The organism is Streptomyces sp. NPDC001700, from assembly GCF_053596435.1.
Genome location: NZ_JBSFGE010000007.1, coordinates 310367 through 331836 on the forward strand (window position 1 = coordinate 310367; position 21470 = coordinate 331836).

12 protein-coding genes are annotated in these 21470 nt (G+C 70.6%); 9 read left to right on the forward strand and 3 right to left on the reverse strand.

Translation table 11 applies throughout. The features are described from left to right. Positions 1-315: 315 nt before the first annotated feature. The 3 genes from ACWC5C_RS16615 (at position 316) to ACWC5C_RS16625 (ending at position 6211) form a co-directional block, all read left to right on the forward strand. Positions 316-2541: a M4 family metallopeptidase gene (locus tag ACWC5C_RS16615; RefSeq protein ID WP_450876163.1), complete on the forward strand. Its 2226-nt coding sequence runs from the start codon at positions 316-318 to the stop codon at positions 2539-2541. A 269-nt stretch (positions 2542-2810) separates the two neighbouring features. Then, entirely contained in the window at positions 2811-4451 is a 1641-nt protein-coding gene (locus tag ACWC5C_RS16620; protein ID WP_450876164.1) for a M4 family metallopeptidase, read from the forward strand. Positions 4452-4618: 167 nt separating this feature from the next. Next, positions 4619-6211, forward strand: coding sequence for a M4 family metallopeptidase (locus tag ACWC5C_RS16625; RefSeq protein ID WP_450876075.1), 1593 nt, complete (start codon positions 4619-4621; stop codon positions 6209-6211). 68 nt (positions 6212-6279) lie between these two features. Here ACWC5C_RS16625 and ACWC5C_RS16630 read toward each other — a convergent pair whose 3' ends face one another. The 3 genes from ACWC5C_RS16630 to glgP all read right to left on the reverse strand — a co-directional run bounded on the left by ACWC5C_RS16630 (position 6280) and on the right by glgP (position 11231). Beyond that, positions 6280-6816, reverse strand: a complete 537-nt coding sequence (locus tag ACWC5C_RS16630) for a suppressor of fused domain protein (protein WP_450876076.1) — start codon at positions 6814-6816, stop codon at positions 6280-6282. A gap of 94 nt (positions 6817-6910) precedes the next feature. Next, a complete protein-coding gene (locus ACWC5C_RS16635; protein ID WP_450876077.1) occupies positions 6911-8464 on the reverse strand; it encodes a phosphate ABC transporter substrate-binding protein in 1554 nt (517 codons plus the stop codon). A gap of 130 nt (positions 8465-8594) precedes the next feature. Continuing rightward, complete coding sequence (gene glgP, locus ACWC5C_RS16640; RefSeq protein ID WP_450876078.1) at positions 8595-11231, reverse strand: alpha-glucan family phosphorylase; 2637 nt, start codon at positions 11229-11231, stop codon at positions 8595-8597. A gap of 140 nt (positions 11232-11371) precedes the next feature. Between glgP and ACWC5C_RS16645 the strand changes: the two genes are divergently transcribed. The 6 genes from ACWC5C_RS16645 to treS all read left to right on the forward strand — a co-directional run bounded on the left by ACWC5C_RS16645 (position 11372) and on the right by treS (position 20429). Then, a complete protein-coding gene (locus ACWC5C_RS16645) occupies positions 11372-13291 on the forward strand; it encodes a rhamnogalacturonan lyase (RefSeq protein WP_450876079.1) in 1920 nt (639 codons plus the stop codon). A gap of 48 nt (positions 13292-13339) precedes the next feature. After that, positions 13340-14134, forward strand: coding sequence for a pectate lyase (locus ACWC5C_RS16650; RefSeq protein WP_450876080.1), 795 nt, complete (start codon positions 13340-13342; stop codon positions 14132-14134). A 77-nt stretch (positions 14135-14211) separates the two neighbouring features. After that, positions 14212-15024, forward strand: coding sequence for a pectate lyase (locus ACWC5C_RS16655; RefSeq protein ID WP_450876081.1), 813 nt, complete (start codon positions 14212-14214; stop codon positions 15022-15024). Between the two features lie 123 nt (positions 15025-15147). After that, positions 15148-16362, forward strand: a complete 1215-nt coding sequence (locus ACWC5C_RS16660) for a S8 family peptidase (RefSeq protein ID WP_450876082.1) — start codon at positions 15148-15150, stop codon at positions 16360-16362. 339 nt (positions 16363-16701) lie between these two features. After that, entirely contained in the window at positions 16702-18696 is a 1995-nt protein-coding gene (locus ACWC5C_RS16665; protein ID WP_450876083.1) for an alpha-1,4-glucan--maltose-1-phosphate maltosyltransferase, read from the forward strand. After that, positions 18693-20429 carry a maltose alpha-D-glucosyltransferase gene (treS, locus tag ACWC5C_RS16670; protein ID WP_385446350.1) on the forward strand — a complete coding sequence of 579 codons (1737 nt, stop codon included), beginning with the start codon at positions 18693-18695 and terminating at the stop codon, positions 20427-20429. Before ACWC5C_RS16665 ends, treS begins: the two co-directional genes overlap by 4 nt. Positions 20430-21470: the final 1041 nt, after the last annotated feature.

Genomic DNA, 21470 nt, shown 5'->3' on the forward strand with positions numbered 1-21470 from the left:
TATGCGGATACAGCACACGTGTCAACGGACGCTTTCCGGTCAACTTGTTGTCGCGCTCCTGACAGGTCGAGTCCAATGATGGCACTCTTCCCTCGACCGAGGTGCGGCAATTCCACAGCTCATCACCACCTCGGGCCACCCCCCACGCCGTACCACCTGCTCCGCCATGTCCTGCCCGGACGGTCGCGCCAGCGCGCGGCCAGCGCAGAAGGAGTCAGCGTGAAGACCTTCCCCCAACGGCATCTCAGACCCGGCAGATCCGACAGACCTCATCGGCGCGGCGCCGTGGCCGGTGCTCTGGTCGCTGCCGCCGCGATGATCGTCGTCGGTGTGCAGACCGGTCCCGCCACCGCCCGCGCGGGTGACGCGGCCGCCGGCGGCACGATGGCCGCCAAGGCCCGGCCCGGCGCGCTGCCCGCGCCGCTGTCGCCCGCCGCCCGTACCGCGCTGATCCGCGCCGCCGACACCGCCTCCGCCAAGGCCGCCACCGCGAAGACGCTGGGCCTGGGCGCGAAGGAGAAGCTGGTCGTCAGGGACGTCATCAAGGACGCCGACGGCTCGACCCACACCCGCTACGAGCGCACCTACGCCGGGCTGCCCGTCCTCGGCGGCGATCTGGTCGTGGACCGCGCCAAGGGCGGCGCGGTGGAGACCGTCGCGAAGGCCACCAAGGCCAAGCTGACGGTCGCGACGACCACCGCCGCCGTCAAGCCCGCCACCGCCGAGAAGGCCGCCGTGACGGCGGCGAAGGCGGAGGGCTCGCGGAAGACCGAGGCCGACCGGGCGCCGCGCAAGGTGATCTGGGCGGCGAACGGCACGCCGACGCTCGCGTACGAGACCGTCGTCGGCGGCCTCCAGGAGGACGGCACGCCCAACGAGCTGCACGTCATCAGCGACGCGGCCACCGGCAAGAAGCTGTTCCAGTACCAGGGCGTCAAGAACGGCACCGGCAACAGCCAGTACAGCGGGCAGGTCCCGCTCGGCACCTCGGGCAGCGCGGGCTCGTACAGCCTGACCGACACCGAGCGCGGCAGCCACAAGACGTACAACCTGAACCGCGGCACCTCGGGCACCGGCACCCTGTTCACCGACGCCGACGACGTGTGGGGCACCGGCGCCCCCGCCGACCTCGCCACCGCCGGGGTCGACGCCCACTACGGCGCCGCCGAGACCTGGGACTACTACAAGAACGTGCACGGCCGCAGCGGCATCCGGGGCGACGGCGTCGGCGCGTACTCCCGGGTCCACTACAGCAGCAACTACGTCAACGCCTTCTGGCAGGACTCCTGCTTCTGCATGACGTACGGCGACGGCTCGGGCAACGCCAAGCCGCTGACCTCGATCGACGTGGCGGCGCACGAGATGAGCCACGGCGTCACCGCGGCCACCGCCAAGCTGGTCTACAGCGGTGAGTCCGGCGGCCTCAACGAGGCCACCTCCGACATCTTCGCCGCGGCCGTCGAGTTCTACGCGGACAACGCGAACGACGTCGGCGACTACCTCGTCGGCGAGAAGATCGACATCAACGGCAACGGCACCCCGCTGCGCTACATGGACAAGCCCAGCAAGGACGGCGCGTCCAAGGACAACTGGTACTCGGGCGTCGGCAACGTGGACGTGCACTACTCGTCCGGGGTCGCCAACCACTTCTTCTACCTGCTCTCCGAGGGCAGCGGCGCCAAGGTCATCAACGGCGTCAGCTACAACAGCCCGACCTCCGACGGGCTGCCGGTCACCGGCATCGGCCGGGACGCCGCCGAGAAGGTGTGGTTCAAGGCGCTCAGCCAGCGCATGACGTCCAGCACCAACTACGCCGCCGCGCGCGAGGCGACGCTGTGGGCGGCGGGCGAGCTGTACGGCCAGGGCAGCGCCCAGTACAACGCGGTGGCGAACGCCTGGGCCGGGGTCAACGTCGGCGCCCGGATCGTCGACGGCGTCAGCGTCACCCCGCCCGGCGATCAGACCAGCATCGTCGGCCAGGCCACCAGCCTGCAGATCAAGGCCACCAGCTCCAACGCGGGCGCGCTGAGCTACGCGGCCACCGGGCTGCCCGATGGCCTGTCCCTCGACTCCGCCACCGGCGTCATCTCCGGCACCCCGACCACCGAGGGCTCCAGCGCGGTGACCGTGACGGTGACCGACGCGACGGGCGAGACCGGCACCGCGTCGTTCACCTGGACCGTCAACACCACCGGCGGCAACGTCTTCGAGAGCACCACGGACATCGCCATCCCGGACGGCGGCAGCGCGGTCAGCTCACCGATCACCGTGAGCCGCGCCGGGAACGCCCCGTCCGCCCTCCAGGTGACCGTGGACATCACCCACAGCTACCGCGGTGACCTGGTGATCGACCTCGTCGCCCCGGACGGTACGGCCTACCGGCTCAAGGGCTCCAGCATCTTCGACTCGGGCGACGACGTGAAGGCCACGTACACCGTGGACGCCTCGTCCGAGACGGCGGTCGGCACGTGGAACCTCAAGGTCCAGGACGTCTACGCGTCGGACTCCGGCACCATCAACGGCTGGAAGCTGACCTTCTGACGGTCCGTCAGCATCCTTAACAGCAACGCCATATAGAACCAGGCGCCGCCAGGGGTGACCCGACTCCTCCTGGCGGCGTCTCCCATGCGTTTCCATGAACAAATTCTCCTGGACCCGCCAGGAAACCCGTGACATGTCTGCGGCTTGTATGACAGTCTGCCCACGCATTACGCACCAGTACCTCTTGTTCAGTGCCGTGCCGCGCCTGCCGCTGCCCGGCACTGACCCCCCACAGCAACGAGGGAGTTAGCGTGAGCAAGACCTTCAGCATGCCCATATCCGGTGGCGGAAAGCGCCGTTCGGCGATCGCCGCCGGTGCCGCCGTCGCCACCGCGGCGCTGCTGGCCACCGGGCTGACCACCGGATCCGCCGGTGCCGCACCGGCCGACGCGGACGCCAGGGCGGGCGCGCTGCCCGCGAAGCTCACCGCGTCCGCCCGCGCCGAGCTGCTGCGCGACGCGAACGCCACCAAGGCCGAGACGGCGAAGTCCATCGGCCTCGGCGCCAAGGAGAAGCTGGTCGTCAAGGACGTCATCAAGGACGCCGACGGCACCACCCACACCCGCTACGAGCGCACCTACGACGGACTCCCCGTCCTCGGCGGCGACCTGGTGGTCCACCAGGCCAGAAGCGGCAAGGTGAACAGCGTCAGCAAGGCCACCAAGGCCACCGTCAAGGTCGCCACCACCAAGGCCGAGGCCGCCCCGAGCGGTGCGGCCCGGACCGCGGTGAAGGCCGCCCAGGCGGACGACAGCACGGACGCGAAGGCGCAGACCCCGCGCAAGGTGATCTGGGCCGCGGACGGCAAGCCGGTCCTGGCGTACGAGACCGTCGTCGGCGGCGTCCAGAAGGACGGCACCCCGAACGAGCTGCACGTCATCACCGACGCCGCCACCGGCAAGAAGCTCTACGAGCGCCAGGGCGTCGAAACCGGCAGCGGCGAGAGCCAGTACAGCGGCAAGGTGGAGCTGGGCACCTCCAAGGAGGGCAGCGGCTTCACCCTGACCGACGGCGACCGGGGCGGCCACAAGACCGTCAACCTGGAGAACAAGGAGGACGGCGAGGGCAAGGCGTTCACCGACGAGGACGACGCCTGGGGCAACGGCAAGGGCGACGACCCGCAGACCGCCGCCGTGGACGCCCACTACGGCGCCGCCACCACCTGGGACTACTACAAGAACGTGCACGGCCGCGACGGCATCGGCGGCGACGGCAAGGCCGCCACGTCCCGCGTCCACTACGGCGACAGCTACGTCAACGCGTTCTGGGAAGACTCCTGCTTCTGCATGACGTACGGGGACGGCGAGGGCAACAAGGCCCCGCTGACCGCCCTCGACGTCGCGGCGCACGAGATGACCCACGGCGTCACCTCCAAGACCGCGGGCCTGGAGTACAGCGGCGAGTCGGGCGGCCTCAACGAGGCCACCTCCGACATCTTCGGCAGCTCCGTCGAGTTCAACGCGAAGAACGCCGAGGACAAGGGCGACTACCTCGTCGGCGAAGAGATCGACATCAACGGCGACGGCACCCCGCTGCGCTACATGGACAAGCCCAGCAAGGACGGCCAGTCCGCGGACGAGTGGTCCGAGAAGGTCGGCGACCTCGACGTCCACTACTCCTCCGGCGTGGCCAACCACTTCTTCTACCTGCTGTCCGAGGGCAGCGGCGCGAAGGAGATCGACGGCGTCAAGTACGACAGCCCGACCTCCGACGGCAAGAAGGTCGAGGGCATCGGGCGGGACAAGGCCGAGAAGATCTGGTTCAAGGCCCTGACCACGTACATGACCTCCACCACGGACTACAAAGCGGCGCGTGAGGCAACCCTGAAGGCCTCGAACGACCTCTATGGGGACGACAGCGCCGAGTCCAAGGGCGTCGCCGCCGCCTGGGCCGGAGTCAACGTCAAGTAGCTCAACATCAGGCGGAAAAAGCGGCGTTACCGATGCGTAACGCACAACATGCGGCCGGTGCCCGGGGTTTGTCCCCGGGCACCGGTATGTTTTCTTCACAGCAAAGACACATCTTTGCCGGGTTGACCGATACGTCGGTCAACTTCCTTTCACAACAGGAGATACGCGTGGATTCACGCTCGACGTCTGCCATATCCGGCATAGCCCGTCACAGACGCTCGCGTACCGCCCTCGCCGCAGGAGCGGCGACCCTGGCCGCCTCCCTGCTCGCCGCCGGTGCCACCGCGGCCCCCGCGGGCGCGGCCACTCCCGAGTCCTCCGCTGCCACGTCCCTCGGGCTGGGCGGCAAGGAGAAGCTGATCGTCCGTGATGTCATCAAGGACGCCGACGGCTCGACCCACACCCGCTACGAGCGCACCTACGACGGGCTTCCCGTCCTCGGCGGCGACCTGATCGTCCACGAGGCGCCGAGCGGTGCCAAGGAGGGCGTCACCAAGGCGACGGACGCCGACATCAAGGTCGCCGACACCCGCGCCGCCTTCGCCGCCTCCGGCGCCCAGCGCACCGCCCTGGCCGCCGCGAAGGCCGCCGAGGTGACCGGCGCCGCCACCGAGCGCGCCCCGCGCAAGGTGATCTGGGCCGCCTCCGGCAAGCCCGTCCTCGCGTACGAGACCGTCGTCGGCGGCGTCCAGAAGGACGGCACGCCGAGCCGGATGCACGTCATCACGGACGCCGACAGCGGTAAGAAGCTGTACGAGTTCCAGGACATCAAGAACGGCACCGGCACCGGCCAGCACAACGGCAAGGTCACCGTCGGCTCGGTCAAGAGCGGCAAGCAGTGGCTGCTGAAGGACAAGGCGCGCGGCGGCCACCAGACGTACAACTCCAAGCGCTCGTGGGACGACACCAAGAAGGGGTCGGCGTTCTACGACCCCAACAACGTCTGGGGCAACGGCAAGCCCACCATCGCGCAGACCGCCGCCGTGGACGCCCACTACGGCGCCGCCGTGACCTGGGACTACTACAAGAAGGTCCTCGGCCGGAACGGCATCAAGAACAACGGCAAGGCCGCGTTCTCCCGCGTCCACTTCGGTGACGCGTTCCAGAACGCCTTCTGGGATGACGCCTGCTTCTGCATGACGTACGGCGACGGCGCGGGCAACAAGAAGCCGCTCACCTCGCTCGACGTCGCGGGCCACGAGATGAGCCACGGCCTCACCTCGGCCACCGCCAATCTGGAGTACAGCGGCGAGTCGGGCGGCCTCAACGAGGCCACCTCCGACATCTTCGGCACCGCCGTCGAGTTCTACGCCAAGAACGCCAAGGACAAGGGCGACTACCTCATCGGCGAGAAGATCGACATCAACGGCGACGGCACCCCGCTGCGCTACATGGACAAGCCCAGCAAGGACGGCCTGTCCTACGACTACTGGAAGAGCGGCGTCGGCGAGGACGACCCGCACTTCACCTCCGGCATCGCCAACCACTTCTTCTACCTGCTGGCCGAGGGCAGCGGCAAGAAGGTGATCAACGGTGTCACGTACAACAGCCCGACCAAGGACGGCCGGGTCGTCAAGGGCATCGGGCGGGCCAAGGCCGAGAAGATCTGGTACAAGGCCCTGACCACGTACATGACCTCGACCACCAACTACGCCAAGGCGCGCACCGCGACGCTCAACGCCGCGAAGAAGCTGTACGGCGCGAACAGCACCGAGTACAAGGCGGTCAACAACGCCTGGGGCGGCGTGAACGTCAAGTAGTCCCTGACTGATGCCCTGAGGTGATGAACGGCTGGGCGGGTCCCGTGACCCGCCCAGCCGATGCCGTGTCAGACGGCCGAAGGGCGCGTGACATCCAGCAGATTGGGCCGCTTCGCCCAGAAGCGCTCGAACAGCTCGTCGGCGTCCTCCTCCTCGACCAGGGCGGCCTCGGCGGCCGTCACCGGCATCAGGGTGATGATCTGCGCCGCGGGCTCCCCGGACGCGTTCCGGAACAGGTCGAAGTCGCTTCCGAAGTACGGACTCGGGTGCGCGAGCACGCCGTGCATCTCCGTGCCCTCCAGGACCGGCCGGTCGTTCACCACGACCGCCCCGTACTCCAGCCCGCGGCCCTGCTCCAGCAGCACACCGGCCATGCTGTCGACGAAGTAGCGGGCGATGTCCCGCTGCCCCTCCCACAGACTGCACACCAGCTCCTGCGGGCGCGTCGCGGTCAGGGACTGGAAGCGCAGCCCATTGGTGATCACCGTGCTGATCCCGGGATCCGGCTGATGGAACTCGACCAGGTCGTAGTGGCCCGATGCGATGTGCCGGATGGTTCCGAGGTGCTGTTCGAGATGGCCCAGAAACCCGTCGTCCGCTGTCATCCGTGTTCGCTTTCGTCGCACGTGTTGCGTCTCGGTGTGCAGGACGATACGGCTGACCGTGCGGTTGCACGACCTTCTGCACGTGCAGCGGGACTTATCGGGGCCCGGCGGCCAGTCGGCAGGCCTCCTGGTTCTCCGGGACGGAGCACGGCAGATGGCCATGGGTCTCGATCAGGTTCCGTCCGGTGTCACCCGCCAGATAGTCGAGGAACTTCGACGTCAGGGAGTTGGCGGGCGGCCGACCAAAGGTGTACGCGTACTCGGGCTCCCAGAAGGGGTACGTCCGCGTCCGCACCGATTCGATGGAGGGCGCCTGCCCGTCCAGCTTCAGCAGCTTGACGTCGCCCCCGGCGACGCTCCCCTCGGCGGACCGCAGTTCGGCGTAGCCGATCGCGCCCGGGATGCGGGCCACGGTCTTCAGGACCTCCTGGGTGCTGTCGAGTTCACAGCGCACCACCGTGTCCCGGGCGAAATTGGGGGTGCGGCAGTTGTCGGAGGTCCGGGAGATCTCGTTGTCGCCCAGCACCCGGCCCTCGAACACCCCGCGCGTCCCCGACTTCGCGTCCCGGCTCACCAGCCGCACCGGCAGATCGGGACCGCCGGGCAGCTGCTTCCAGTTGGTGATGCGGCCCGCGTAGAGCCCGCGCAGCTCCGCGAGCGAGAGATCCGGCAGCCGGACGTCCTTGTTCACCACCATGGTGAAGACGGACAGCGCCACCAGATGCTCCTTGAGCTTCGGATCGTCCTCCCCGTCCGGGCCGTCGGAGAAGGCGACGTACGGAGGGAACGCGCCCTTCGCCGTCTCGCCCGCCTCGCGCAGCGTGCCCGTACCGCGCCCGCTGCCCTCGGCCCGCACCTGGACCCGGGCGTCGCGGCAGTCGCTCCCGTACGCCCGGCCCAGGTCCCGGGCCACCGGGCTGAACGCGGTCGAGCCGACGATCGTCAGGTCCCCCTCGGCGCAGCCGCGCGGCAGCGGGTCGTCCTGCCACAGCTGGGTGCCGAACGACTGGAACATCAGCAGGGCCAGCAGGCTGCCGATGAGCCCCAGGACCCGGTTGCTGGGCCGCCGGAACTTCTCGTTGTTCCGGATACGGCCTTCCTTGATGCGCCCGCCCACATGCGGCGGCTTGTCGGTGCCGTCCCCGGTCAGCAGCACCAGCAGCTTGAAGTGGTCCCCCTTGTTCAGCGGCACCCTCGGCAGGGAGATCTCATTCCCCGCGCAGATCAGTCCGGGCCGCTCCTCGGTGCCGTTCTGCGGCAGATGGCGCAGCAGATCCGGATGGCTGGGCTCGGTCACCGCCACGTCCTGGACGATCCGGTTCGGGAACGTGGCGGTGAGCCCGCGGTGTTCTGTCGACGGCGCGGTGAAGTAGTCGTCCGCGTCGATGCTGCGGAAGCCGTCGTTCTCGATGCGCAGCAGCACCAGTGAGGCTCCGGCGAGATCCGGGTTGTTCTCCAGCATCCGCAGCCGCTGGTGGATCAGTCCGTCCTGGGCGCTGTCGTCTATCAGCGTGTCCATCTGCACGCGGTAGCCGATGCGCTTCCGCCCCGGGATCAGCCGTTCGTACGACAGCCCGCCGAGCGTGACGACGACGCCGAGGAGCGCCAGCAGGTTCTCCGGAGCCAGCAGTTGTTCCAGCCACTCCATGTCTTTTCCCCCGTCAGACACATGTCTTGGGGGGTGAATGTACGAGCCCAAAACGGACATCGGGCGGCCGTGGCCAAAACATCCCGCACTGTTCGTCGTCCGTTCAGCGAAGGGGCGGGGAACAGGGTGTTCAGCGCATCAGGACTCCCGCGACCTCGGAGGTGGATTCCGACGGCAGTGCGGTGAGGCCGAGTTCGGCCGGGGAGGCCAGCAGGGGGTGGGCGGGGAGGACGCGGACGGTGTAGCCGAAGGGGCCCGTGCGGTCGAGGGCGAGCGGGCCTTCGTAGAGGTGGCGGCCCTCGTCGTCGGGGCCCGAGGTGGGCTTGAGGGGGATGGCGGTGGTGTCGGTCAGCTGGTCGCCGTCGTCCACACGGCCCGCGACGGCCTGCACCTCGACGTCGGCGGTGTCGAGGCCGCCGAGGCGGACCTGGACGCGGAGGGAGAGCGCGGAGCCGAGTTCGGCGGCACCGCCGGGGGCGGGCGGGGTGATCCGGGTCTCGACGTGGTCGACGGCCACCTGTGTCCAGGCCTCGCGGACCTGGGCCTTCCAGGCGGACAGTTCATGAGCCACCGCGGGATTCAGCGCGCGGTGGGCGCGGGCGGCCGGGGCGTAGAGCCGCTCCACGTACTCGCGCACCATGCGTCCCGCGAGCACCTTGGGGGCGAGGGTGGTGAGGGTCTGGCGCACCATGTCGATCCAGTGGCCGGGGAGTCCGTCCGGGCCCCGGTCGTAGAACTGCGGTGCGACCCGGGTCTCCAGCAGCTCGTAGAGGGCGGTCGCCTCCAGGTCGTCGCGGCGGTCCTCGTCCACGGCGGAGCCGTCGGCGGTGGGGATGGCCCAGCCGAAGTCGGGCTCGTACCACTCGTCCCACCAGCCGTCGAGGACAGAGAGGTTGAGACAGCCGTTGAGCGCGGCCTTCATCCCGCTGGTGCCACACGCCTCCAGCGGGCGCAGCGGGTTGTTGAGCCAGACGTCGCAGCCGGGGTAGAGCTTCTGGGCCATGCCCATGCCGTAGTCGGGCAGGAAGACGAGGCGGTGCCGCACCCTGGCCTCGTCGGCGAACCGGACGAGTTCCTGGACGAGCCGCTTGCCGCCGTCGTCGGCCGGGTGCGCCTTGCCCGCGACGACGATCTGGATCGGCCGCTCGGGGTGCAGCAGCAGCTCGGTGAGCCGGTCGCGGTCGCGCAGCATCAGGGTGAGCCGCTTGTACGAGGGGACGCGGCGGGCGAAGCCGATGGTGAGCACGTCGGGGTCGAGGACGGAGTCGATCCAGCCCAGCTCGGCGGTGCCCGCGCCGCGCTGCCGCCACGACGCGTACAGCCGCTGGCGTACTTCGGCGACGAGCTGCTTGCGCAGGGTGCGGCGCAGCTCCCACAGCTCCCCGGCGGGGAGGTGGCCGAACTGGCGGGCGCCGAGCCGGGTCACCTCGGGGGCCCGCCAGGTGGGCGCGTGGACGCCGTTGGTGACGGAGGTGATGGGCACCTCGTCGGCGTCGAAGCCGGGCCAGAGCCCGGCGAACATCTCGCGGCTGACCTGGCCGTGGAGGGTGGAGACCCCGTTGGCGCGCTGGGCCAGCCGCAGCCCCATGACGGCCATGTTGAAGACGCCGGGGTCGCCGCCGGGGTAGGTCTCGCGGCCGAGGGCGAGGACGCGCTCGGTGCCGATGCCGGACAGTTCGCCGCCGTCCCCGAAGTGACGGGCGACCAGGTCGCGGTCGAACCGGTCGATCCCGGCGGGGACGGGGGTGTGGGTGGTGAAGACGGTCCCGGCGCGGACGGTCTCCCGGGCGGCCTCGAAGCCCGCCGCTCCTTCCTCTGCCTCCATGAGTTCGCGCATACGCTCCAGACCGAGGAACCCGGCGTGTCCCTCGTTGGTGTGGAACACCTCGGGCTCGGCGTGCCCGGTGATCCGGCAGTACGCGCGCACCGCGCGCACGCCGCCGATGCCGAGCAGCATCTCCTGCAGCAGCCGGTGTTCGCTGCCGCCGCCGTAGAGCCGGTCGGTGACCTCGCGCTCGCCGGGGCCGTTGCCCTCCACGTCCGAGTCGAGCAGCAGCAGCGGGACGCGGCCGACCTGGGCCTGCCAGATGTGGGCGTGCAGCGGGCGGCCCCCGGGGAGCGCGAGGGTGACCCGGGCGGGCTGGCCGATGCCCGCGCCGGGGCGGTGCTCGTGGAGCAGCGAGAGGGGCAGCTCGTTGGGGTCGAGGACGGGGTACTGCTCCTGCTGCCAGCCCTCGCGGGAGAGGGACTGCCGGAAGTAGCCGTGGCGGTAGAGCAGTCCGACACCGATGAGGGGGACGCCGAGGTCGCTGGCGGCCTTGAGGTGGTCACCGGCGAGGATGCCGAGACCGCCGGAGTACTGGGGCAGGGCGGCGGTGATGCCGAACTCGGGCGAGAAGTAGGCAACGGCGTCGGGCAGGGCGGGGTGGTCCGGGGCGTCCGTACGGCCCGGGTCGTCCGGGGACGCGGTGCGGCCCTGGTACCAGCGGGGGCCGGTCAGATAGTCGTCCAGGTCCTCGGCCACCGCGCCCAGGCGGCGCAGGAAGGCGCGGTCCGTGGCGAGTTCCGCCAGGCGGGCGACGGGGACGGCGCTCAGCAGCCGCACCGGGTCGCCGCCGGACTCCCGCCAGCCCTCGGGGTCCATGGCCTCGAACAGCTCGCGGGTCTCGGGATGCCACGACCAGCGCAGATTGCGCGCCAGCCGGTGGAGCGGTCGTAGGGGTTCCGGGAGCACGGGACGCACGCTGAAGCGACGGATGGCCTTCACACCTTCGACCGTAGCGGCCGACGCGCCCCCGTTTCGGCTGTTTCGCCCGAGCCCCGCGAAGTTCGGTCGGGAGGCGGCAACCTTTCCGGCCAGGGCGACCACTAGGGGGCGTTCACATCCCCCCATGCCTTGGAGGCCCCGTGCGTATCCGGGACGAATCGCAGCCCGCACCCGGTCACCCGCCCAGACACGCGGCGCGCGGGCGGCTCGGCCGTCCCCGGACGCTGGTCGCGGCGTTCGCGGTGGGCGGGCTCGCCGTCACCGGTCTGGCGGGCATCTCGGGGGCCGCCGAAGAGGGCACGGATACGACGGCCAAGGCTGCGGCCGCTCAGCTGGAGAAGCTGGACCGGGGCCTGGTCAGCGTCCGCTCGGGCAGCGACAACCTGGTCAGCTGGCGCTGGCTGGCCACCGACCCGGCCAATGTCGCCTTCAACGTCTACCGAGGCTCCACCAAGGTCAACGCGTCCCCGATCACGGGCTCGACCAACTACCTGGACAAGGGCGCGGCGGCCACCGAGACGTACACGGTGCGCGCCGTGGTGAACGGGACGGAGCAGGCCGCCTCACCGGCCGCCCTCGCGTTCCGCTCGGGCTACCTCGATGTCCCGATCTCGCCCCCGGCCGCCGGTTCCGGCTTCACGTACGAGGCCAACGACGCCTCCGTGGGCGACCTGGACGGCGACGGCGACCTCGATCTCGTCCTCAAGTGGCAGCCGACGAACGCGAAGGACAACTCGCAGTCCGGCGTCACCGGCAACACGATCGTGGACGGGTACACCCTCCAGGGCAAGCGGCTGTGGCGCATCGACCTGGGCCGCAACATCCGCTCCGGCGCGCACTACACCCAGTTCCAGGTGTACGACTACGACGGCGACGGCAAGGCCGAGGTCGCGATGAAGACCGCGGACGGCACGGTCGACGGCGCGGGCAAGACGATCGGCAGCGCGTCCGCCGACTACCGCAACTCCGGCGGCTATGTGCTGAGCGGCCCCGAGTTCCTGACGATGTTCAGCGGCAGCACGGGCGCCGCGCTGGACACCGTGGACTACGTCCCGGCGCGCGGCACGGTCTCCTCGTGGGGCGATTCGTACGGCAACCGGGTGGACCGCTTCCTCGCCGGGACGGCGTACCTCAACGGCTCCACGCCCTCCCTGATCGCGGCGCGCGGCTACTACACCCGCTCCGTCATCGCCGCCTGGGACTTCAAGGGCGGCAAGCTGACCCGCAAGTGGACGTTCGACACGAACAGCTCCACCAACAGCGGCAAGGGCTACGACGGGCAGGGCAACCACGCGCTGACCATCGGCGATGTGGACGGCGACAGCAAGGACGAGATCGTCTACGGCTCGATGGCCGTGGACGACAACGGCTCCGGGCTGTGGACGACGAAGAACGGCCACGGCGACGCGGCCCACCTCGGCGACCTCGACCCGTCCCGGCCGGGCCTGGAGTACTTCAAGGTCGACGAGGACTCCTCGAAGCCGTCCTCGTACCTGGCCGACGCCAAGACCGGCCAGGTGCTCTGGACGACCGGGGCCAACGGCGACAACGGGCGCGGCGTGGCCGGTGACATCTGGGCGGGCAACGACGGCGCCGAGATGTGGTCCGCGAAGGACGACCAGATCCGCTCGGCCTCCGGGGCCACCAAGGGCCGCAAGCCCTCCTCCATGAACTTCCTGTCCTGGTGGGACGGCGACCCGGTGCGCGAGCTGCTGGACGGCACGCGCGTCGACAAGTACGGCACGTCGGGCGAGTCCCGGCAGCTCACCGCCTCCGGGGTGCACTCGAACAACGGCACCAAGGCGAACCCGTCGCTGGCGGGCGACATCCTCGGCGACTGGCGCGAGGAGGTCATCTGGCCGACCAGCGACAACACGGCGCTGCGGATCTACTCCACGCCGTACGAGACCGACCGGCGGATCACCACGCTGCTGCACGACCGGCAGTACCGCGAGGCGCTGGCCTGGCAGAACACCGGCTACAACCAGCCGCCGCACCCCAGCTTCTTCATCGGCAACAAGATGGCCACCCCGCCGAGGCCGTCCATCAAGACCCCCTGAACCCCCTTCCCGAATTCCCCATCACCCCCTTCCGCACAAGGAGCTGATATGGCAGAACGAAGCACCAGACGACTCGCGCTGGGCGGTGCCCTCGGCGCCATCGCCCTCACCGCGGGTGCGATCACCACCGGGCTGTCCCTGTCGGCCGCGTCGGCCGCCTCCTGGCCCACGCCCAGCGGCAGCCCGCAGGCGGTCACCAAGACGATCCCCGTCAGCGGGACCACCGACGGCGGCATGAAGCGCTACTACGGCGACGGCGACCTCGGCAGCGACAACCAGGACGAGGACCAGGGCCCGCTGTTCGAGCTGGCCGATGGCGCGACGCTCAAGAACGTCATCCTCGGCGCCCCGGCGGCCGACGGCGTGCACTGCAAGGGCAGCTGCACGCTGCAGAACGTCTGGTGGGAGGACGTCGGCGAGGACGCCGCCACGTTCCGCGGCACCGGGAAGACGTACAACGTCATCGGCGGCGGCGCCCGCAAGGCCTCGGACAAGATCTTCCAGTTCAACGGCGGCGGCACGCTCAACATCTCCAACTTCGCCGGGCAGGACTTCTCGACGTTCGTCCGCTCCTGCGGCAACTGCTCCAGCCAGTACAAGCGCACGATCAACGTGACCAACACCGAGATCACCGCCCCGGGCAAGGTCATCGGCGGGATCAACACCAACTACGGGGACTCGCTGACCCTGCGCAAGGTCACGATCGTCGGGGACAGCGGCAAGAAGATCGTCCCGTGTCAGAAGTACATCGGGAACAACACCGGCAAGGAGCCGACGAAGAACGGCAGCGACGCCGACGGCACGTACTGCAAGTACAGCAGCTCCGACCTCACCTACAAGTAGCCATCAGGCGTAAGCGAGGTCCACCGCCCGGTCCGTGATCTCTCGCGGGCCGGGCTCCCCCCACGGAATGGATACACATGGCACGGCAGCACCACAAACCGCGTCCCACCCGCAAGCGCGCCCTGATCGGCGGCCTCGGCGCCGCCGCCCTCACCATCGGCGCGATCACGGCCGGGACGATGCTCTCCTCGGCCTCGGCGTCCGCCGAGTGGCCCACCCCCGGTGACGACAAGCCGGTCAGCTCGACGCAGCAGATCTCCGGGGTCGTCGACGGCAAGATGCGGCGCTACATCGGCGAGGGCGAACTCGGCGACGGCGGCCAGGACGAGGGCCAGCCCGCGATGTTCGAACTCGCCGACGGCGCCACGCTGAAGAACGTCGTCATCGGCTCCCCCGCCGCCGACGGCATCCACTGCGAGGGCAGCTGCACCCTGCAGAACGTCTGGTGGGAGGACGTCGGCGAGGACGCCGCGACCTTCCTGGGCGGCGCCAACGCCAAGTACACGATCACGGGCGGCGGCGCGCGCAAGGCCGACGACAAGGTCTTCCAGCACAACGGCGGCGGCACGCTCACCATCCGCGACTTCGCCGTGCGGGACTTCGGCAAGCTCTACCGCTCGTGCGGCAACTGCTCGAAGCAGCAGAAGCGCGCGGTGGTGGTGGACGGCGTGGAGGTGACCGCACCGGGCAAGTCGCTCGTCGGCGTCAACGAGAACTTCGGGGACACCGCGAAGCTCAGCGACATCACGATCATCGGGGACGACAAGAAGAAGATCGACCCCTGCGTCCGCTTCAAGGGCAACGACACCGGCGACGAGCCCGAGGAGACCGGCTCGGGACCGGACAGCAAGACCTGCCTCTACAAGGAGTCCGACATCTCCTACAAGTAGGCGCCCAGCACCGGCCCACCGCGCGCCGCGCGCGCGGTGGGCCCCCTGATGCGCACTTGTCGGGGTTCCCCGCCCACGAGACCCTGGCCGCCTTCGCATCGGGGAGGGTGGGAGGGATCGTCCATGGCGCACAGGAGGAGCACGCGCAGAAGGAGTCCGCACAGCAGGAGCAGAGGCCGCCGCCGGACGGCCGGGGCGCTGGCCGCCGCCGCGATGGTGCTGACGGGCGCGGCACTGCCCGCCCAGGCCGCGGGCCCGGCCGCGCACCACACGTACATCGTGACGCTGCAACGGGGGATTTCGGCCTCGTCCGGGCCGGGCGAGGACGTCGTCGAGCGGTACGGGGCGACGGTGCGCCGCACGTACAGCAGGGCGCTGAACGGCTTCGCCGTACGGGCCGACGAGGCGCAGGCGAGACGGCTCGCGGCGGACCCGGGCGTCGCCTCGGTGACCCGGGACGCCGAGGTGTCCCTGCGCGCCACCGCCACCACCCAGCCGTACCCGCCGTCGTGGGGTCTGGACCGGATCGATCAGCCCGCCGGGGCCGCGCTGGACGGGGCGTACACGGCGCCGTCCGGCGGCGGGCGCGGGACGACGATCTACGTCATCGACTCCGGAGTGCGCACCAGCCACCGGGACTTCGGCGGCCGGGCCCGCTCCGGCTGGGACTTCGTGGACGACGACCCGGTGGCGCAGGACGGCAACGGCCATGGCACCCATGTGGCCGCGACCGCCGCGGGCGCGCAGTACGGCGTGGCGAAGAAGGCCGACGTCGTCGCCGTCCGGGTGCTGGACGACCGGGGCGAGGGCACCAGCGCCGAGGTGCTGGCCGGTCTGGACTGGGTGCTGCGGCACGCCCGGAAGCCGTCGGTGGTGAACCTGAGCCTGGGGTCGGCGATCGCGGGGCCGGTCCCGGAGTGGGACGAGGCGATACGCGCCGGAGCGCGCGCCGGTCTCACCTTCACCATCGCGGCGGGCAACGCGGGCCGGTCCGCGGGCGCGTACTCGCCGGGGCGGGTGCCCGAGGCGATCACGGTGGGTGCGACGGACCGGGCCGACCGGCGCTCACCGTTCTCCAACTACGGCCCGGCGGTGGACCTGTTCGCGCCCGGCGACCGGATCGTCTCGGCGTCCCGCGCGAGCGATACGGCGGCGGCGACGCTGTCGGGTACGTCGATGGCGGCGCCCCATGTCGCGGGCGCGGCGGCGCTCTACCTCGCCGCCCACCGCTCGGCGACCCCGGCCCGGGTGAGCGCGGCGCTCACGGCGGCGGCCGAGGGGGCCGTACGGAACCCGGGGCGCGGCGCGCCGAACCGCCTGCTGCGGGTGATCGGCTGACGCGGCGTCGGCCGCAGGCGGCTGAGACGGACCCTGCCGCCCCTCATGATTACGGTCATATCATCGGCCCCGCACGGATACGCGCGGGGCCGCTTCGTGTACCCCGCGTTACGAACCGGTAGTTAACGGGAACCCGGATTGTCTCCCGGTGTCCGGTGGGAAGGCTTCCCGAACGCGCCCCCCATGGCCGACCCCATCCGCCCACCAGAGTGAACGCGGACAGGAGCTGTCATGCCCGCAACCCATCGCCCGGCGGTAAAGCCTATACAAAGGACAGAAGCCGCCGCCGACCATCAAGCGCCCTCCGCACATCAGCCCGCGACGCCGTCAGGTGATCCTATGATCGGTCGTATTCCCATCCTGGATATCCGTCCGCTGATCGACTGCGGCCGCCGCCCCGCCAAGGCGGTCGTGGGCGAGACCTTCGAGGTCAGTGCCACCGTGTTCCGGGAGGGCCACGACGCGGTCAGCGCCAACGTCGTCCTCCGCGATCCGGCCGGACGCTCCGGGCCGTGGACCCCCCTGCGCGAACTCGCCCCCGGTACCGACCGCCGGGGCGCCGAGATCACCCCCACCGCTCCCGGCCGCTGGTCGTACACGGTCGAGGCGTGGAGCGACCCCGTCGCCACCTGGCGCCAGCACGCCCGTATCAAGATCCCGGCCGGGATCGACACCGACCTGGTGCTGGAGGAGGGCGCCCGGCTGCACGAGAGAGCGGCGGCCGGAGTGCCCAAGAGCGACGGCCGGGAGGCGGTGCTCGGCGCCGTCGACGGGCTGCGCGACGAGCGCCGCCCGGTCGCCGACCGGCTCGCCGCGGCCCTCGCCCCCGAGGTCACCGACGCGCTCGACCGGCATCCGCTGCGCGAACTGGTCACCTCCTCGCGCCCGATGCCGCTCCAGGTCGAGCGGGAGCGCGCGCTGTTCGGCTCCTGGTACGAACTGTTCCCGCGCTCCGAGGGCGCCAAGGTGGCGGAGGGGCGGCGTCCGGTCAGCGGGACGCTGCGCACCGCCGCCGAACGGCTGCCCGCCGTCGCCGCCGCCGGGTTCGACGTCGTCTATCTGCCGCCCGTCCACCCCATCGGCACCGCGTACCGCAAGGGCCCCAACAACACGCTCTCCGCGGGCCCCTTCGACGTCGGCTCCCCCTGGGCGATCGGCTCCCCGGACGGCGGCCACGACGCGATCCACCCCGACCTCGGCACCCTGGACGACTTCGACCACTTCGTGGCCCGGGCGCGCGAGCTGCGCATGGAGGTGGCGCTCGACTTCGCGCTCCAGTGCTCGCCCGACCACCCCTGGGTCACCGAGCACCCCGAGTGGTTCCACCGGCGCGCCGACGGGACGATCGCGTACGCCGAGAACCCGCCCAAGAAGTACCAGGACATCTACCCCATCGCCTTCGACGCCGACTTCCCCGGACTCGTCCGGGAGACCGAGCGGCTGCTGCGGTTCTGGATGTCCCACGGCGTGCGGATCTTCCGGGTCGACAATCCGCACACCAAGCCCGTGGTCTTCTGGGAGAAGGTGATCGGGGACATCAACCGCACCGACCCCGATGTGCTCTTCCTCGCCGAGGCGTTCACCCGGCCCGCGATGATGAACACGCTCGGCATGATCGGCTTCCAGCAGTCGTATACGTACTTCACCTGGCGCAACGACAAGCAGGAGCTGACCGACTACCTCACCGGGCTGGCCGGGGACGCGGCCGCCTGGATGCGGCCCAACTTCTTCGTCAACACCCCCGACATCCTCCACGCCTACCTCTCGGACGGCGGCCGCCCGGCCTTCGCGATCCGGGCCGTCCTCGCCGCCACCCTCTCCCCCACCTGGGGTGTCTACGCGGGCTACGAGCTGTGCGAGAACACCCCGCTGCGCGCCGGGAGCGAGGAGTACCTCGACTCCGAGAAGTACCAGCTGCGCCCGCGCGACTGGGCGGGCGCGGAGCGCACCGGAGCGTCGCTCACCCCGCTGCTCACCCGGCTCAACCGGCTGCGCCGGCGGCACCCCGCCCTGCGCCGGCTGCGCAACCTCCGATTCCACCACGCCGACAACGACTCCGTCATCGTCTACTCCAAGCGCACGGGCGACTCGTGCGTGCTCACCGTCGTCAACCTGGACCCCCACCACACCCAGGAGGCGACGGTCTCGTTGAACATGCCGGAACTCGGCCTCGACTGGCACGAGTCCGCCCCGGTGCGCGACGAGCTCACCGGCGAGACCTATCACTGGGGCAGGGACAACTACGTGCGCCTGGAGCCTGGGCGTGACATGGCCCCCGCGCACGTGCTCTCCCTGCGACCGTCCTCACCGATCGGAGGGTCACCCACATCATGATCGTCAACGAGCCTGTACCGGACAAGTTCGAAGACACCCCGGCCAAGGACCGCGACCCCGACTGGTTCAAACGCGCCGTCTTCTACGAGGTCCTGGTCCGCTCCTTCCAGGACAGCAACGGCGACGGCGTCGGCGACCTCAAGGGCATCACCGCCAAGCTCGACTATCTGCAGTGGCTCGGCGTCGACTGCCTCTGGCTGCCGCCCTTCTTCGCCTCCCCGCTGCGCGACGGCGGCTACGACGTCTCGGACTACACGGCCGTGCTGCCGGAGTTCGGGGACCTCGCCGACTTCGTCGAGTTCGTGGACGCCACGCACCAGCGCGGCATGCGCGTCATCATCGACTTTGTCATGAACCACACCAGTGATCAGCATCCGTGGTTCCAGGAGTCCCGTACCGATCCGGACGGACCGTACGGCGACTACTACGTCTGGGCGGACGACGACAAGCAGTACCAGGACGCCCGCATCATCTTCGTCGACACCGAGACGTCCAACTGGACCTTTGATCCGGTACGCAAGCAGTACTACTGGCACCGCTTCTTCTCGCATCAGCCGGACCTCAACTTCGAGAACCCGGCCGTCCAGGAGGAGGTACTGGCCGCCCTGCGCTTCTGGCTGGACCTCGGCATCGACGGATTCCGGCTGGACGCCGTGCCGTATCTGTACGCGGAGGAGGGCACCAACTGCGAGAACCTCCCCCGCACCCATGAACTCTTGAAGCGCGTCCGCGCCGAGATCGACGCCCACTACCCGGACACGGTGCTGCTGGCCGAGGCCAACCAGTGGCCGGAGGACGTCGTCGACTACTTCGGCGACTACGAGGCGGGCGGCGACGAATGCCACATGGCGTTCCACTTCCCCGTCATGCCGCGCATCTTCATGGCCGTGCGGCGCGAGTCCCGCTACCCGGTCTCCGAGATCCTCTCCAAGACCCCGGCCATCCCGTCCGGCTGCCAGTGGGGCATCTTCCTGCGCAACCACGACGAGCTGACGCTGGAAATGGTCACCGACGAAGAGCGCGACTATATGTACGCGGAGTACGCCAAGGATCCGCGCATGCGCGCCAACATCGGCATCCGGCGGCGGCTGGCCCCGCTGCTGGACAACGACCGCAACCAGATCGAGCTGTTCACGGCTCTGCTGCTGTCCCTGCCCGGCTCGCCGATCCTCTACTACGGGGACGAGATCGGCATGGGCGACAACATCTGGCTCGGCGACCGCGACGCCGTGCGCACCCCCATGCAGTGGACCCCCGACCGCAACGCGGGCTTCTCCTCCTGCGATCCGGGGCGGCTCTTCCTCCCCACGATCATGGACCCGGTCTACGGGTACCAGGTCACCAACGTCGAGGCCTCCATGTCCTCGCCGTCCTCCCTGCTCCACTGGACCCGGCGGATGATCGAGATCCGCAAGCAGAACCCGGCCTTCGGGCTGGGCTCCTTCACCGAGCTGCCCTCCTCGAACCCCGCCGTTCTGGCCTTTCTGCGCGAGGCCCCGCGGACTCCGGACGGGGAGGACGACCTGGTGCTGTGCGTGCACAACTTCTCGCGCTTCGCCCAGCCGACGGAGCTGGACCTGCAGTCCTTCGCGGGCCGCCACCCGGTCGAGCTGATCGGCGGCGTCCGCTTTCCGGCCATCGGCGAACTCCCGTACCTGCTCACCCTGGCGGGCCACGGCTTCTACTGGTTCCGCCTGCGCCGAGCCGACCCCGTGCCCCGGCCTATGGTCTAGCCCCCACCCCGCCCCTTCCCGAAACCGGTGCTCCGCCCCGGACCCCGACCCCCATTGCGGCTACCGCCGCAGGGCCGTCCCGGGGCCGCGCCCCAGCCCCCGCAGCGCTGCCTCGGCGGCCGCGCCTCCGGCCAGGCAGCCCGGAACCGCGCCACAGGCCCCGCGCCCAGAGGCGGGAGCGACCTCGTCCCCGATCCGGCCCGCCACCGGGGGACACCACCCCGGCCCGGCCCCGACACGGCGCCCCGAGGGCACAACCCGAGGGGCCTGGGGGCACAACCCCGAGGCCGGGGCCCGGGGGCGCAACCCCGTGACCGGGGCCGGGGGCGCAGCCCCGAAGCCGGGACCCGGAGCGCAACCCCCTGGGGGCCGGGGCGCAACCCCGAGGCCGGGACCAGGGGCACAACCCCAAAGCGGGTCCGGGGCGCAGCCCCGAAGCCGGGAGCCAGGGGCACAACCCCGAGGGGCCGGGGGCGCAACCCCGAGGCCGGGGACCGGGAGCGCAACCCCGAAGCGGGGGCCAGGGGCACAACCCCGTGGCCGGGACCCAGAGCGCAGCCCCGAAGCGGGCCCGGGAGCGCAACCCCGAAGCCGGGAGCCAGGGGCGCAACCCCGAAGTGGGGGCCGGGGCACAACCCCGAAGCGGGCCCGGGAGCGCAACCCCGAAGCGGGGGCCAGGGGCACAACCCCGTGGCCGGGACCCAGAGCGCAGCCCCGAAGCCGGGAGCCGGGGGCGCAGCCCCGAGGCCGGGGGCCGGGGGCGCAGCCCCGAGGCCGGGACCAGGGGCGCAGCCCCGTGGCCGGGGGCCGGGGGCGCAGCCCCGGGGCCGGGGGCGCGGCCCCGTGGCCGGGGGTCGGGGCGGAGCACCGTGGGGGGCGGGGCGGAGCACCGGTTCGGGGAGGGGCGGGGTGGGGAAAGCTGCGCCCTCCGGCCGACGCGGCGTTTCCGGGTGGGGTTCATGGGCACTCTGACTACGTACCGCCACCGGCGGAGCCGATCGCGTACTCCGTACTCGCCGTACGGACGATCCTCGCCCGACA